Raw genomic sequence first — 15219 nt, forward strand, 5'->3', positions numbered from 1 at the left:
TGATTGTTGTTACTCGAGCGCATCCACAACAGCGGCAAGTCGGCTCAGTATCTGCTGCACTTTCAGGTTCAGGGATGCATCGAGCACCCCGCCCGCCAGCTGACACTCCAGCGCCGTGCAGTGTTCGGCCAGGTTGATGGCCTGTACCGCGCCCAGGGCACCGGCGATGCTGTGCAGCCTTTGGGCAACGATTCTACCGTCACTTTGTTCCAGCGCGCAGCGGATCAGTTGCAAGTCATCGCGCATGGTGCTGATAAACAGCGGGCGCATCTTCTCGGAAAGCTGCAGGTTATCACTGGCCTGGACGGCTGCGGGGGCGGTGAGGGTATCCGGCTCGACCCTCGCGGCGGCGCTGTGCAAGGCCGGGCGACAGAGCTTGAGCAGATGGCCGCGCAGGGTTTGCAGGCTCAGCGGTTTGACGATCCAGGCGTTCATGCCCACGGCAATGCAGCGCATGCCTTCTTCGCGCATGGCATTGGCGGTAACACCGACAATCGGCAATTGCGGGTCATGCTCGCGCAGGGTGCGGGCCAGTTCATAGCCGTTCATGACGGGCATGTTGACGTCAGTCAGCACCAGGTCAAAGACCTCGGGTTGCCACAGGTGCAGCGCCTGTTCACCATTGCTGGCCACCACCGCGGTGCAGCCCAGGGCCTCGAGTTGCTCCTTGATGATGGCCTGGTTGATCGGGTTGTCTTCGGCCACCAGGATGCGCAGTTGCAGGTTGTCGGCCGGTTGTTCCGGGGTTTGCTGCTCAGCCAGCGGCTTGCCTTGCCGGGCCAGGGCGACCGCCGCGGCGATTGCGCGCACGCTGTGCAGGTCGACGTCCCAGCCCTGCGCGCTGTATTCAGGCGGGTTGCGCCCGCCCGCAGTGCACAGCACCCGTGGCCCGGGCCAGGCCTGCTCGGCGGCGGCCGGCAGTGCATCGACCAGAATTGCCGGCGCATGTTTGGCTTCCAGCGGCTGCGGCGCCAGCGTGGCAGGGACGCCCAGGCGGACAAGCCAGTCGAGCAATGATTGCGCCAGCTCCTGTACCGGCGCGCGCACATATACCGGCACTGTGTAGGTTGCGCCTGGCGTACTGGCGGTCGCTTCGGCTGGCAGCACCGGCAAGCTCATGCGCAGGGCAAAACTGCTGCCCAACCCGGGTTCGCTGACCACTTTCAACTGCCCGCCCATCATTTCGCTGAGCCACCAGCAGATCGGCAGGCCCAGCCCGGCACCGCCTTCGCTGCAGGCATCCTGGACCTGATAGAACAGCTCGAACAGCTTGGCCTGCTGCGCCGTGGAGATGCCGATGCCGGTATCGGTGACCTGCCACTCCAGGCTGACACTGGCGTCTTCGTGGGCCAGCACCCGGGTGCGCAACACCACGCGCCCGGTGTCGGTGAACTTGATGGCATTGCTCACCAGGTTGTTGAGGATCTGGCGGATGCGCATCGGGTCGCCCAGCAGGCGCTCGGGCAGGGTGGCGTCGGTGCAGGCATAGAGCTGCAGGCCCTTGCGCTGGGCGAAGGCGGCATAGGTGTGCAGGGTATCTTCGATCAGGTCCAGGGGGCAGAACTCGATGGCCTCGATGGCCATCTGCCCGGACTCGATCTTCGACACGTCAAGTACGTCGCTGATCAGTTGGAACAGGGTCGCCGAGGAGCGCTGGATGGTCTGCAGGTATTCCTGCTGGCGTGGCTCCAGGCGGGTCAGGCCGAGCAGTTCGAGGGTCCCGAGTACGCCGTACAGCGGGGTGCGGATTTCATGGCTCATGGTCGCCAGGAACAGGGTCTTGGCTTCGTTGGCGGCATCGGCGGCGCGTCGGGCTTCTTCCAGGGCGGTGGCATCCTCGATGTGCCGAGTGATGTCGTTGAAGGCGTACAGGCGTACGTCCTGGCCCTGGTAGCGGGTCGAGACAAAGCCCACCTGCAGGTGACGGCCGTCGATTTCCAGGTGGGTTTCGCCCGTTTCACCCTGGTCGTGGCGGTGTTCCAGGGCATTGATCAGCTTGGCGCTGCCCGGCGATTGCTGGGCACGCTGGTTTTCCACCAGTACCTGGTTATCGGTGCGGCGCACCACGCATAATCCGGTGGGCGCGGTATCGATGACCACGCGGCTGAAGGCTTCGCTTTCGGCGATACTGGCATGGGCCTGGCGGGCCGGCAGGATCACTTGCCGGCGGTACCAGCGGTTGGCACCCCAGCCCATGGCGATGACCCCGAACAACAAGGCACCAAGGCTTGCCAGTGGCCACAGGGCATAGCGGAAAAAGCTGCTGTAGTTGAGGGCATAAATGGCGGTCCAGCCCGGGCCCGCGTGGTTGACCAGCTTGAACACCAGGCCTTCGGGCTTGAAGTTGATCCCTTCATGCAGCGGCGATTGCGGCCACAGCGATCCAATCAGCACCTGGCCGGAAGGCGCCACCAGGGTGAAGTGGTCATAGATCGACCATTCCATGGTGCGTTCGTAATCATTGGCCTGGGACAGGTCTAGCACGCTGGCGATCATCACCTGGGTGTCGGCGCCTTTGATGTGTATCTCGTCTGCGGCCAGCTCGATGCCGATATACGCCAGCAGGCGCGCCGGGCCAGGGCTCTCGGCGCTCGGGCCATAATGCTGCCAGCAGACCTCCCCCTCGTTGAGCAACTGATGATCGCGCGGCAGGCGGTCGACCACGGTCTTGACCATGTCGATGAAGGTTTCATTGAGCGGTACGGTCTTGGTCCGTGAATGGCCGGCGGCCGGCACGGTAATGTCGAAGTTGCCGTGCTGGTTGAACAGAAATACATGCGGCGACTGGTAATGTGAAGTCGACCAGAAGGCACTGTAGAACGTCGCCAGGTGCACGCCGAGGGAAAAGATCTTGGCATGTTCGCTGGCGGCGATTTTTTGCGGGTCGATTTTTGCGCTGAAGGGCATGGAGTAAGAAAACGCCTGGCCCTGATAAATATTCGGGCCTTCTTCCGGCAAGGCTTTCAACAAGCGAACTTCGGCATTCTCGCCCTTGAGCAACTCGCCCTGGTGGCTGCGTTGCGCCAGGTTGCGCAAGAACACTTCCTGCTCGCGGATGTTTTCCATCAGCCGGGCAAAATGAAAGCGCACGGTGTCGTGCTCCTCTTCGACCAGGCGCTGAAACGACCAATAGCTGGTGCCCACCAACAACAACGCCAGCCCGAGCAGCACCATCATCCCTTTGTTCAGGCGCAACGAGCTGCGGGTGAGTTTGTCCAGCAGGGCGTTGTCGTGCTTCATCAGGAACTTCCGCAATAACGGTAATGTAGGTGGCTGGATGGAGTTTACCTCTGCTGGCAATTAAAGGCTGCGCGGCACATCAATAGAAGGTTGCCGGCCCGTCATGGTTCAGCAGTTGCTGGAACTGCTCGGACGACACCGCATGTGAAATCAGAAAGCCCTGGGCCTGGGTACAGTCGATCTTGCGCAACAGGGCAAGCTCCTGGGGCGTCTCGACGCCTTCGGCAACCACGGTCAGCCCCAGCTTGCGGCCCAGGGCGACGATGCTGGTCAGCGCCGAGGTCATGCCTTCGTTTTCATGGCAGCCCTGAACCAGGGCGCGGTCGATCTTCAGTTCTGTGAAGGGCGTGGAGACCAGGTTCATGTACGAGCTGTAGCCCTTGCCGAAATCATCCTGCGACAGGCCGAAGCCCTTGATGCGCAGGCGGCAGGCACCGGCGTAGAAGTTGCTGATGTCCTGGGGCACCGAGCACTCCATCAGCTCGAAGCAGATCTTGCCCGGGATGCCCTGGTGATGCAGGACGAACTCCAGCAGGCGGTCAGCCAGGTCATGGCTGTTGAGCAGGTGGGTTGGCAGGTTGATCGATACCGGAATGTCGTAACCCTGCTGGCGCCAGCGCGCCTGGGCGTGGATGGCCTGCTTGAGCATCAGCCACAACAGACGCTCTTCCAGCTCGAAGGTCTTGAAGGCCGGCAGGAACGAGCCAGGCAACAGCACGCCTTGCTCGGGGTGCATCCAGCGCACCAGGGCTTCGGCGGCGACGATGCGGCCATTGCTGAGGGATTTTTTCGGCTGGAACCAGGCCTGGAACTGGCCGTTGCTCAGGCCGTGAATCAGCGCCTGGTAGTCGAACTGCGCCACTGCCGGCGGTACCTGCGGCGCACTGCGGTTCTTGCCGCCGAGCTGTTCGGTGAGGTTGCGCAGGGCGGCCGGCTTGACCGGCTTGGAGATCAAACCGATCACTTCTACGCCGAGGTTCTTGGCCACCAGGCTTGCGGCCATCAGCATGCGCTTGGAGGCGGCGCTCATGATCGCCAGGTCCGGCTTGCTGCGCAGCCTGGCCAGGCCCTGGATGAATTGCACGCCGTCCATGCCCGGCATCAGCAGGTCGGTGAGCACCAGGTCGAAGTCACGCCGCTGCAGGTGTTCCAGCGCTTCCTTGCCGTCCTGGGCCGCTTCGAAATGGAAATCGCCCAATTCGCTGAACAGGTGCTGCAGGTACATGTGCTGGAACGGGTGGTCCTCGACGATCAAGATGTTATAGGGCTTCATGGGAGGTCTCTTGATAAGGCGCCAGATAGTTGAACAGGGCCCGCAACGCGAAAGGTTTGACCAGGCAATGGTTCATTCCGGCAGCAAGGCACAGTTCTGCTTCGCCGCGCATGGCATTGGCCGTCGCCCCGATGATCGGGATCGAACAGCCTTGGCGGCGCAGCTCTCTGGCCAGTTCATAGCCATTGAGTTTGGGCATGTTCACATCGGTCAGGACCACATCGAAGTGCCCGTTTTTCCACAACTGCAGGGCTTCGTTGCCGTCCCCCGCCAACTCGACGGTGCAGCCGAGCTCCTCAAGCTGATCACGCAGGATGAGTTGGTTGATGATGTTGTCTTCGGCCACCAGGATGTGCAGGTCGAGCTTCTGTATTTCGCGCTTTTGCGGGTTATCGGTGCGGGCGATCCACAGTCCCTGGGCTTGTCTGACGGCCTGGTATAAGGCGCTCAGGTGGTTGAGATTGACCTGCCAGCGACCGTCTTCGAGCTGTGGCTCGCAGCAACCGTGGGCGCTGGCCAGGATCAGCGGGCCGCTCCAGTCGGCCACCAGCGGCTGTTCGGCGCTGCCAGGGTGCAGCTCCAGCAGCAGGCAGCCGCTGGCTGAGTCCGCGGGCGTCGGCCGCCCGACCTGGGCACGTGCGCCCCAGCGGCGCAGCCAGCCGCTGATCGACTGCGCCAGTTCGCGAATCGGCGAGAGCACATAGATCGTCTCGGGCAACAGGCCGCCCTGGGCGGGCAGGTCGGTGCTGGCCGACGCTTCTTCCAGCGGCAGGGTCAGGGTGAAGCTGCTGCCCAGGCCCAATTCACTGACCATGCGCAACTGGCCGTTCATCAATTGGGTCAGGCGCTGGCAGATGGGCAGGCCCAGGCCGGTACCGGCCACCACATTGGTGTTGCCTTCGGTCTGGTAGAACGGCTCGAAAATGTACGCATGGTCTTCTTCGGCGATGCCCTTGCCGGTGTCCGACACTTGCCACATCAGGCTCGAGCGTTCGCCATCACGGTTGATCAGCTTGACCCGCAGCACCACCCGGCCACTGTCGGTGAACTTGACCGCGTTGCTCAGCAGGTTGTTGAGAATCTGCCGGATCCGCGTCACATCGCCGATCAGCCGTTCCGGCAGTTGTGGATCGAAGCAGGCATACAGTTGCAGGTCTTTGCCCAATGCTGCGGCGCTGTAGCCCTGGATGACTTCGTGAACCAGCTCCAGCGGCGAGAATTCGCTCAGTTCCAGCGCCAGTTGCCCGGCTTCGATCTTCGACACATCCAGTACGTCGCAGATCAACTGCAACAGGGTCGCCGAGGAGCCCTCAATGGCATGCAGGTAGTCGCGCTGCTGGGCATCGAGCTGGGTCCGCGCCAACAGTTCCAGGGTGCCCAGTACGCCGTACAGCGGGGTGCGGATTTCATGGCTCATGGTCGCCAGGAACAGGGTCTTGGCCTCGTTGGCGGCATCGGCCGATTGCCGCGCCTCTTCCAGCGCCGCTTCCACCTGCTTGCGTGCACTGATGTCGCTGAAGGCGCAAAACAGCACGTCTTCACCGTTGTAGCGGGTTGGGGCGCTGCTCAGGTACAAGTGACGGCCATCGGCGGTGGCAAAGTAGTCAGTGCGTTCAGGTTGCTGGCTGGCGAAGGCCTGGTTGATCCAACCGGCACACAGCACATCGCGCTCCAGGCCGTCCCCCAGCCATTGTTGTGCCAGGGTGTTTTCCAGCACCACCTTGCCGTCGGTACGGCGCAGTACGCACAAGGCCACGGGCGCGGTCTGGATGACATCGCGGCTGAACGCCTCGCTTTCGATCAGGGCCTGGATGCGGTTGATCGCCGGGGCAATGAAACGATGCTCGATGCGGCGCATCAACAGCAGGACCAGGGTCACGGTGAACAGGCAGAACAGCAGCGAGCCGACCAGTTGCTGCCACAGCCCGGTCATCACTGCCAGCAGGTCAATCGAGTACACCAATTGCCAGTCCGACGATTGCAGGTGTTTGCGGATCACCAGGTGGTCGGGTATCCAGCCGTCGCCGACAAAGCCGAAAAAGTTTTCGCCCTTCGAGTTGAGCAGCATCTGTCCCAATCGTGTGTCGTGGCTGTTGGTGAACACCAGCATGCCTTCGGAGTTGAGCATCATGAACTCGCCGGCGCTCTGGTCACTGAGCGCAGTGGACACTTCGCGGCTGTCCATCTCCAGGCCCAGCCAGCCCGACTCGACGTCACGTTCATCAAGCCGGATGAAGATGTACAGGTACGAACGTTGCTCGGTCTGGTCGGTCAGCCACAGCTCGGCGCTGGGTGACGGGTTGTTGTCCTTGAGCGCCTGCAACTGTTCGAGCATGCGCGGCGAGAACCCGGGCACGCCGGGGGCGGAGTTGTACAAGCGCCTGACTTGCGCGTTCGGCCCGGTGTCGACATACAGCAGGCTGACCTGCTTGTCCTTCATGTAGTCGCGCATGCGCTGGGTCAGCCAGATGCTCCAGCGGTTGTCGGTGGTGCTGCCCAGTTGCAGGTGCACTTCTTCGGTCGATGGCAGGTAGACCAGGGGCTTGGCCTGCTTCGACTTGCGCACCGCCGACAGGCTCAGGCTTTCCAGCAAGGCTTCGCGATTGGTGAAGAAGGTGTGCGCTTCGGCAATCGCGCTGCTCATGTAGCCGCGACGCTGGGAGATGTCGTTGTTGAAGGTGAACAACAGAAAGTTGTACACGCCGCTGAGAATGCCGATCAGCAACACCACGGCGAACAAGCGCAGCAAGCGGCGGGCGGCTTCGGGGCTGGAAAGAAGGGGGCTGATTTGCAGCAGGTAGCTTTTTAATCTCATCCGCGGACTCTAGTGAGTCGCGTGCGCTACAGACATCAGACGATCCTTAAACATAGGCGTTGTCGACCCTGTTGGCCAGCCAGGCGCCGCTCATTTACCCGGTTCTGCGACCTGCTTGGCAAAGTGCGGCTTTGACTATCAGACAATCCTTAAACAATGCGCCGTCTGGTCGACACTCAAGGTATCAACCGCTATCGCAGGAGTGTCGGCATGAACGGGAAGTATGTTGCTATCGCTGCAGGGTTGCTGTTCGGCCTGAACGGGGCCTGTGTGGCCGCCACGCCGGTCGCCCAAGGGGTGATCAATTTCACCGGCAGTATTGTCGAGTCGCCGTGCACGCCTTCGACCCAGGCCGGTGCCTTCAACCTCAACGATTGCCCGGCGCAGGTGCGGGGTACCCGTATCGGCCTGCAGCGGGTTGACTCGCAAGCGTCGGTCAGTGCGCCCGATCAAACCCCGGTCAACGTCAGGCTGGTGGCCGATAGCGGCAAGGCCGGGCGCTATTATCACCAGCAGTACGCGCTGGTGGATGCTGCCGGCAAGGCGGTCAGTTCCGGCGCCTACCTGATCACCCTGACCACGCCTTAAGCCTTCGGCGTAAGGGCGTTTGAGAATTGTCTTAGAGTCTGCGCCCACGACCAACGGTAACCTTGCCAATACTTCAGCGAGTCGCAGTGTCTATAAAGACTCGCGGAGCCCATCTGTCAGGTTTACCGAATGTCAAACACAGCATTGCGCATCGTCATCGCTGATCGGCAGCAGGATCAGCGCAGCAAGATAGAGAACATGCTCAACCGCCTGGGGTATTGCCGCGTTGCCCACTTGAGTAGCTTTCAAGCGTTGCAGGCGGCTACCCGGACGCAGGGCACCCCCTTCGACCTTTTGATCGTCAACACGGTGCTGGTGCCTTCCCGGCAGTTCAACCTGTTGAAGTTCTGCCACGACAACCCGCGCATCCGTCATGCGCTTATCTATGAAGGGCAGCGCGCCGACTCTTCGCAGGTGTCGGTGCCCGTCAATGGCAGGATTCAACTGTGCCTGTCACAGGCACCGGACTTCGATTCCATCAAACGATGCCTGCACAGTGTCGATCCGCTGTTTGCACGTTAATCACTGATCCCGCTCCCCCGCACGCCCTTTTTTTTTCAAACGCCAACTGGTAGCGTGCAGCACCTCGCTGTATTGCCCGATCCCTTTCGCCATCGTTGCCTGTCCAGGGCAGACGTACGCGGGTATCCGTTGGCCCATCAAGGGCGCCGGCGCAGGACGCATCGGGCGATGCACAGTCATTCGCAAAGGGAGTTCACAATGACGCAAAACAGCACCGTGCTGTCCGGCATTCAGCTGGATCAATTCATGGACCGTCTTGAGGTCGAGCATCAGGAACACGGTGCCGATTACCTGCTGAGCCAGCTGCGCGGCCAGCCGCTGAAGGCTGCTTCGCTGGAATCGATCGACCGCCTGCACGTGCTGTGGGTCAACGCCGGTGACGTCGATGCCGCCAGGGCGGTACTGGCCGAAGACGGTCAGGCGCTGCTCGAGGCCTGCGCTGACGACGCGCGCAACGAACTCAAACTCAACCTGCTGGTTTACCAGCTGCGCCTGGCCAACTACCTCAAAGACGAGGAGGGCCTGCTGCAGGGGCTCGACAGCCTGCAGCAACTGAGCAACGAGCGGCTCGACTTCGACGTCGAGCAATACCGGCGCTATCGCATCTTCGACGAGCTCGAACACACCACGCTCGACGTCGCGCTCAAGGCCATCGAGGTGCGCCACACCCTGGCGCTGATCAACCCCGGGCGCCACGCCCTGCGGGCCTGGGACGATGCCGACCAGCACCGGCGCCGGGCCCGGGTGCTGGCCGCCCACGAGCAAGACGAGCAGGCCCGCGAAGCCGCCTTGAGTGCGATTGCCGCCTTGCGCACCGCAGGCGAGGATCAGGACGTCGACGCTAACGACTGGCTGTGGCTGGGCGACGCGCTGATCGAAATCGTGCCGCTGCGCCTGGCGATGTTCGAGCAGCCCGTCGTGCAGTCGATCGCCGAGTTGTCGCTGCCCCGGCGCCGTGAGTGGGAAGTGCGCCTGGCGCGGCTGGCCGCCCGTGCATTGCAGGCCCAGGGCGACCTGCCCGGGGCCCTGAAGATCTGTGAAGTGGCGAGCCGCAGCCTGGACTCGGATGGTGGCGATAACTTCATTAATTTCGAATTGCCCTGGTTGCTCGAAAGTGGGCGGATCGAGGAGGCTGGGCAACGGGCGTTCATGGATGTCTATGAAATGCTCGAGCAGATGTGGCCCGGCACGCCATTCTGGATTCACGACCGGTTGCTCGAGGCCGAGGACAACTCGGTGTGGTGGCCGCTGTGCGTGATGCGCGCCTGCGACAACGCCGCTTTGCTGGAGCGCTTTGTTGCCTGCCTGCCCGAGCGCAGCGAGGCGACACCGGCCTTGAACCCGTTGCTCGAAGCGCTGCACGCGACCCGGGAGAACCCCGAACTGCGCGACGCGCTGTTTGCCCAGGCGCGCGAAGAAGCCCAGCGCCGTGCGCCGAATCACCCATGGATCACCCGCCTGGTTGCGGTGCGAGAGGGCGATGCCGGCCTGATCGACGCCAAGACTGAGCTGGCCATGTTGCAGGACGCCGTAAAAGCCGGCGGCCTGCAGGATCGACGTAGTGCCTACAGTGTGTTCTGCGCGCACGTCAAAGCCTTCGGCGTCATCGATGCCCTCAAGCAGCCGATGCCGCAACTGGCCAGTGGCATGTACTGTTACGAGTACGCCGGGTATGTCGAGGACAAGGTGGAAGAGCAGGTCAAAAGCCTCGATGAAGCCACCACGAACGAAGCCTGGTCGCTGCTGCGCTTCCTGCAGCGGGCTGCCTACGAGCAGGGCCGGGTGCGCATGGAACAGTGCTTTGCCAGTGGCAGCGGCCACCGGTATGACGGCTGCGCCCACCTGTACTCGATGCTGTGCAACAACCTGGCAATCAACTACCGCTGCTACAACGACCAGCAGATGTATGACCAGGCCCTTGAACTGCACGCTTGCGGCATCGCCGCCAGTTCGTTTGCCGAGCACTATCACGGCGTGCTCAATGCACGTATCTGCCAGAAGGATTACGCGGCTATCGCTGAGGCGGCGGAGCAACTCTGGCACTACGCGGCGGATTACGGCTACAGCCGCCATGAGCCGGATGACTACCTGCAAGACGTCACGTTTGCGCTGTATCGCCTGGATCGCGACCGGGAAATGTTGATCTGGCTGGAACGTATCTTGAAGTGGCAGGAAGAGCGCGGGGTCAGTGACAAGGACCTGGAATACTCGCCGCTGTTCGCCCGGCTGAAAGTCGCCATGTACCTGGCTCATAGCCTGCCTGAGGCGGCCACCGGCCTGTGGCAGCGTTACGCGTCGCAGGTCAATGAAAGGGACGAAAGCTCGCTGCTGGGCTGCGCTGGCGATGTGCTCAAGGACCTCGGGCGCAAGGAAGAGGCCCTGGCCTATTATCAGCGCGCCATCCTGCGCAGCGATCCGGACAACGCCGTCGACCAGAGAAACAATAAAGTCTTCAACGAGATGATCGCCGAGCTGCAGGCACCGCAAAAAACGGCAGGCAAGGCCTGGTGGCAGATATGGAAGTGACACCGGAGCTGCGACAGTCCGGTTACGCCCCGCGCAATGCGCTCAATGCCGATCAGCTCAAACGCGGTATTGCCGAGCGCAGCAAGGCCCGCAGTGATGCCCCAGAGGTGAGTAAATGGTTGCTCAACCATTTCTACCGTCATCTGGTCGGCAACTTCGAGCCGGCGCGCCGGATCCTGGCCCTGGAGCAGGCCGTCGAGGTACTGGGAACGGAGCCACCGCCATGGGTGGCCAGGCACTTGAGCGACGTCGGTAAAGCGTCGCAGCAGGTGCTTGCGCCCCTGGTATGGGTCGACCCGGAGCAAGCCTCACTGCTGGCGCAGGAGGCCTTGCTGGTGGAGTTTCTCACCTCGCGCCAGGGCACTGCGCTGGCCGGCAAGCTTGATCGGATCAACTGCCCGCAGGCGCTGGCGCTGTGGGAAAAAGAACACGCGCAGATGGCCGCGCGGGTTGACCAGGGCTGGCGTCAGAGCCAGCCTGAGGCCTTGGCCACGGTCGTGACTACCGGCGAACATGTATTGCAGGAGCTGCGGCCCGACAGCCCGTTGTTGCGCGCCGAAATGGCCTTTGAAAGCTATGTGATGCGCCATTGCCTCGGCCAGTTCGCCGACCGCCGCGCCCTGAGCGGTGGCTACGGCGAGCGCTATGCCGAAGCGGTGGAACAGCGGCGCATGCGTGTGCTCAGTTTTCGCGACGGCCAGGGCCAGCCGCACATCACCATCAGCCTGATTGTCCAGGCCGACGGCACCTTGACGGTCGAGCAGGTCAAGGGCAAGCAGAACCGGCCGCCGGTCGAGCGTTACTACCAGGACCTGCTGCAGTGCCTGAATGCTCTGGGCACCGACCAGCAGACCCCCGCTGACTGTCTCGCCATCGGCATCGTGCGCACCGAGTCCGCCTGGCTGCGTATCGAAGAGGTCACTGATGCTACCGCCCAGACCCGTCTGGTAGCCCGCTACCCGCAACTGTACGAGCGCCTCGATGCACCTTCGGCCATGGTCGAGTGGCTGGTGGCCGGGCGTCAGCCGCAGCAGTTCTTGCAGGCTGCCCCGCAAGCGGTGTCGGTCAAGTACGCCACCCGGCATATCCTCAGCAAGCGCGCTGAGCGTCAGCTCAATGATCCTCTGTATCAGACCGAAGGTGTGCCGTGGCCGGACATGACGCCGGCCGAGGGCGAGGAAATCCAGGCCTGGCAAGCCCGGGCAAGGTAAGGAGAAGCGCATGTTTTTACTGATCGCGGCGGTTGTTTCAGCCTGGTTGTTGTGGCGGGCGTTGCGACCGCGCGCCGCGCCGTTGTTCAGTCAGCGCAAGCACTGGTCGCTGTTGCTGGCCAGGCCCATGGCCGATGCGATGGGCGTCGAGGGCTTCTACTCGCCGGCCTGCGATCACTTCAACGAGCAAGCGCAGAAGATCGTGCGGGCAGCGTTGCTGCACCAGGCCGGGGTTCGCAGCAACTGCGATGATGAGGCGGTGCGCGCGCACTTCAGCGCGACCCTCGAACAGCAATGGTACAGCCTCGACCTGCAGGCGCTGACGGCCAGCGATGAGCCGCGTGCGGCGATGGCCTTTGCCTGTGCGCGGGTGGCGTTTGTGGCCCGTTGCGCGCTGCTGATGCGCTGGCTCGAACCTGATCTTGCCTGGCGTGTGCTGCTGCTCAATGCGCAGCGGGCGCAAGACTGTTTCGACAGTTGGGAAGATTTCGGCAAAGCCTATAAGCTGGGGCGCGAGCAGTGGGTCGCGGCGTTTCGCGTCGACTCGCTGGGCGAAGCGTTCCACGAGCAGCATCTGCGCCAGTTGCTGGCCCCCGGCAGCGGTGCCTGGGCCGATATCCCCTGGCATACGCCCGCGGCGTTGAGCCCGGCGCTGGCGGGGTAACTGCGCGACTGTTGGTTTCAGCATCCCAGAGGGGCATTGCGATGATCGGCTTCACCTTTCGCCAGTTGGAGTATTTCGTCGCTGCCGCCGAGCAGGGCAGCGTCAGTGCGGCGGCGCGCACCAAGCATATTTCCCAGCCGTCAGTATCGCTGGCGCTGTCGCAGCTGGAGGCGAGTCTGGGCGAAAAACTCTTTCATCGCCAGGTCAGCCGCGGTCTGGAACTGACCCCGGCAGGGCGCACCTTGCTGGAGCAGGCGCGGGAGATGCTCAACCTGGCCTCGGCAATCAGCGGCAAGGGCGAAGAGCAACAGGTGGTGCGCGGGGCCTTGAGCCTGATCTGCTTCCAGGACCTGGGGCCGTATTACGCGCCACGGCTGCTGAGCGGCTTTCGCCGGCGCCATCCGGAAGTCACCATCACCCTGTTCGAGGCTGACCTTGCCGAGGTCAATCGACGTCTGGCCGATGGCAAGGCGGAGTTGGCGCTGACCTATGACGTGGGGCTCGATGCGCCGATCGAAAAACGCGTGCTGGCGCAGTTGACGCCTTATGCCTTGCTACCGGCCGACCATCCACTGGCGCTGCAGGAGCGGGTCTCACTGGTGGACCTGGCCAATGAATGCCTGATCCTCGAAGACATCGCCCGGACCCGCGAATATTTCCTGTCGTTGTTCTGGGCCCATGACCTGCAACCGGCAAGCCTGCAACTGACCCAGACCTTCGAGATGCAGCGCGGGCTGGTCGCCCATGGTTATGGCGTGGCGCTGTCCTGTACCCGGCCGGTGGCCGATTGCAGCTACGACGGCCAACCCCTGGCTTGCAGGCCGCTGCTGGAAGCGGTCAGCCCGCAGCCGGTGGTGCTGGCCCAGTCCAGCGCCATGCGCCCGTCGCCTGCGGCGCAGGCGTTCCTCGACTGGGCCAGCGAGCAGTTTCCGGCCTGATCAGCGGCTGACCGGATCTGCCAGGGTTGCCAGCGGTTGGCGGGCGACGAACAGCCAGTAGCCCAACGACAGCAAGGCCAGCCAGCCGATGCCCACGTACAGGGCCATGCGTGTGTCCGGGAACCAGGCCAGCACGCCGAAGATGAACAGCATGAACACCACCGCACACGCCGGGCCGACCGGCCAGAACGGTACCGGGAAGTGCAGCCTGGCGACCTCGTCGGCGCTCATGCCACGGCGCATGACGATCTGCGACAGAAGGATCATCAGCCACACCCAGACGATCGAGAAGGTCACCACGGCGGCGAGGATCAGGAACAGGTTGTCCGGGGCCAGGTAGTTGAGCACCACCCCCAGCAGCAGGGCGACGGCCATTACCACTACAGTCATCCACGGCACGCCAAAGCGCGACAGCTGGGCAAAGCTGGCGGGCGCCTGGCCGTTGTGGGCCATGCCGTACATCATCCGCCCGGCGCTGAAGATGTCACTGTTGATCGCCGACACGGCCGCCGAGATCACCACGATGTTCAGCAGCGTGGCTGCCGAGCCGATCCCCAGGCCGCTGAAGATCTGCACGAAAGGGCTGCCTTCGCTGCCGATCTTCGTCCAGGGATAGATCGACATCAGCACCAACAGGGTGAACACATAGAACAGCAGGATGCGCAGCGGCACCGAGTTGATCGCCCGGGGAATCACCCGTTGCGGGTCCTTGGCTTCGCCGGCGGTGATACCGATCATCTCGACGCCGCCGAAGGCGAACATCACCACGGTGAACGAAGCGATCATGCCGCCCACGCCATTGGGGAAGAAGCCGCCATGGCTCCACAGGTTGCTCACTGCCGCCAGCGGCTCGCCGGCGCCGCCCAACTGGATACCGAACATCAGCACGGCGGCACCTGCGAGGATCATCGAGACGATGGCGGTGACTTTCAGCAGCGACAGCCAGAACTCCAGTTCGCCAAACACCCGCACGCTGCACAGGTTCAGGGCGCCAATGAAGAAGACGATGCCCAGCACCCAGATCCAGCGCGGCGTGTCGGGGAACCAGAAGCTCATGTAGACGCCGAAGGCGGTGACATCCGCCAGGCACACCACCAGCATCGAGAAGGCGTAGCTCCAGCCGGTGAGAAAACCGGCGAAGCGCCCCAGGTACTGGCTGGCGTATTGCCCGAAGGAGCCGGACACCGGGTTGCGCACGGCCATTTCACCCAGGGCGCGCATCATCATGTAGATCGCCGCGCCACCGATCAGGTAGGCGAGTAACACCGACGGGCCGGCCAGTTTGATGGCCGCTGCCGAACCATAGAAAAGCCCGGTGCCGATGGCAGAACCGAGCGCCATGAAGCGAATGTGGCGGGTACTCAGACCGCGCCGCATGGCGGTGCTGTTTTCGTTCATCCCAGGTAACTCCTCGTTGTTCTTATTCTTGGATAGCAAGGCGC

General features: G+C 62.9%; 10 protein-coding genes. 6 read left to right on the top strand and 4 right to left on the bottom strand.

Translation table 11 applies throughout. The annotated features are described in order from the left end of the window. Positions 1–9: 9 nt before the first annotated feature. The 3 genes from PspR32_RS06490 to PspR32_RS06500 form a co-directional block, all read right to left on the bottom strand. On the bottom strand, positions 10–3240 hold the full coding sequence (locus tag PspR32_RS06490) for a hybrid sensor histidine kinase/response regulator (RefSeq protein WP_036994165.1): 3231 nt from the start codon (positions 3238–3240) through the stop codon (positions 10–12). A 79-nt stretch (positions 3241–3319) separates the two neighbouring features. Next, positions 3320–4513, bottom strand: a complete 1194-nt coding sequence (locus PspR32_RS06495; RefSeq protein ID WP_010223148.1) for an EAL domain-containing response regulator — start codon at positions 4511–4513, stop codon at positions 3320–3322. Continuing rightward, entirely contained in the window at positions 4500–7328 is a 2829-nt protein-coding gene (locus PspR32_RS06500) for an ATP-binding protein (protein WP_159388229.1), read from the bottom strand. Before PspR32_RS06500 ends, PspR32_RS06495 begins: the two co-directional genes overlap by 14 nt. A gap of 210 nt (positions 7329–7538) precedes the next feature. Between PspR32_RS06500 and PspR32_RS06505 the strand changes: the two genes are divergently transcribed. The 6 genes from PspR32_RS06505 to PspR32_RS06530 all read left to right on the top strand — a co-directional run bounded on the left by PspR32_RS06505 (position 7539) and on the right by PspR32_RS06530 (position 13777). After that, the gene (locus tag PspR32_RS06505; protein WP_010223146.1) at positions 7539–7916 is read left to right on the top strand and encodes a hypothetical protein; all 378 of its coding nucleotides are present in this window, start codon (positions 7539–7541) and stop codon (positions 7914–7916) included. Between the two features lie 144 nt (positions 7917–8060). Further along, on the top strand, positions 8061–8438 hold the full coding sequence (locus PspR32_RS06510) for a chemotaxis protein CheY (RefSeq protein ID WP_159388230.1): 378 nt from the start codon (positions 8061–8063) through the stop codon (positions 8436–8438). Positions 8439–8636: 198 nt separating this feature from the next. Continuing rightward, positions 8637–10964: a hypothetical protein gene (locus PspR32_RS06515; protein ID WP_159388231.1), complete on the top strand. Its 2328-nt coding sequence runs from the start codon at positions 8637–8639 to the stop codon at positions 10962–10964. Continuing rightward, on the top strand, positions 10955–12175 hold the full coding sequence (locus tag PspR32_RS06520; RefSeq protein ID WP_159388232.1) for a hypothetical protein: 1221 nt from the start codon (positions 10955–10957) through the stop codon (positions 12173–12175). Before PspR32_RS06515 ends, PspR32_RS06520 begins: the two co-directional genes overlap by 10 nt. Before the next feature lie 10 nt (positions 12176–12185). Continuing rightward, on the top strand, positions 12186–12839 hold the full coding sequence (locus PspR32_RS06525) for a DUF1266 domain-containing protein (protein WP_010223141.1): 654 nt from the start codon (positions 12186–12188) through the stop codon (positions 12837–12839). Between the two features lie 41 nt (positions 12840–12880). Next, entirely contained in the window at positions 12881–13777 is an 897-nt protein-coding gene (locus PspR32_RS06530) for a LysR substrate-binding domain-containing protein (RefSeq protein WP_159388233.1), read from the top strand. Here PspR32_RS06530 and PspR32_RS06535 read toward each other — a convergent pair whose 3' ends face one another. After that, positions 13778–15175, bottom strand: coding sequence for an amino acid permease (locus PspR32_RS06535; RefSeq protein WP_036994174.1), 1398 nt, complete (start codon positions 15173–15175; stop codon positions 13778–13780). Between the last annotated feature and the right edge of the window lie 44 nt (positions 15176–15219).

Source organism: Pseudomonas sp. R32, from assembly GCF_009866705.1.
GTDB lineage: Bacteria > Pseudomonadota > Gammaproteobacteria > Pseudomonadales > Pseudomonadaceae > Aquipseudomonas > Aquipseudomonas donghuensis.

Bases quoted from the DNA above. Each gene is read 5' to 3' on its own strand.
- PspR32_RS06490 (WP_036994165.1), bottom strand. From the start codon at position 3,240: ATGAAGCACGACAACGCCCTGCTGGACAAACTCACCCGCAGCTCGTTG.
- PspR32_RS06495 (WP_010223148.1), bottom strand. From the start codon at position 4,513: ATGAAGCCCTATAACATCTTGATCGTCGAGGACCACCCGTTCCAGCAC.
- PspR32_RS06500 (WP_159388229.1), bottom strand. From the start codon at position 7,328: ATGAGATTAAAAAGCTACCTGCTGCAAATCAGCCCCCTTCTTTCCAGC.
- PspR32_RS06505 (WP_010223146.1), top strand. From the start codon at position 7,539: ATGAACGGGAAGTATGTTGCTATCGCTGCAGGGTTGCTGTTCGGCCTG.
- PspR32_RS06515 (WP_159388231.1), top strand. From the start codon at position 8,637: ATGACGCAAAACAGCACCGTGCTGTCCGGCATTCAGCTGGATCAATTC.
- PspR32_RS06520 (WP_159388232.1), top strand. From the start codon at position 10,955: ATGGAAGTGACACCGGAGCTGCGACAGTCCGGTTACGCCCCGCGCAAT.
- PspR32_RS06525 (WP_010223141.1), top strand. From the start codon at position 12,186: ATGTTTTTACTGATCGCGGCGGTTGTTTCAGCCTGGTTGTTGTGGCGG.
- PspR32_RS06530 (WP_159388233.1), top strand. From the start codon at position 12,881: ATGATCGGCTTCACCTTTCGCCAGTTGGAGTATTTCGTCGCTGCCGCC.
- PspR32_RS06535 (WP_036994174.1), bottom strand. From the start codon at position 15,175: ATGAACGAAAACAGCACCGCCATGCGGCGCGGTCTGAGTACCCGCCAC.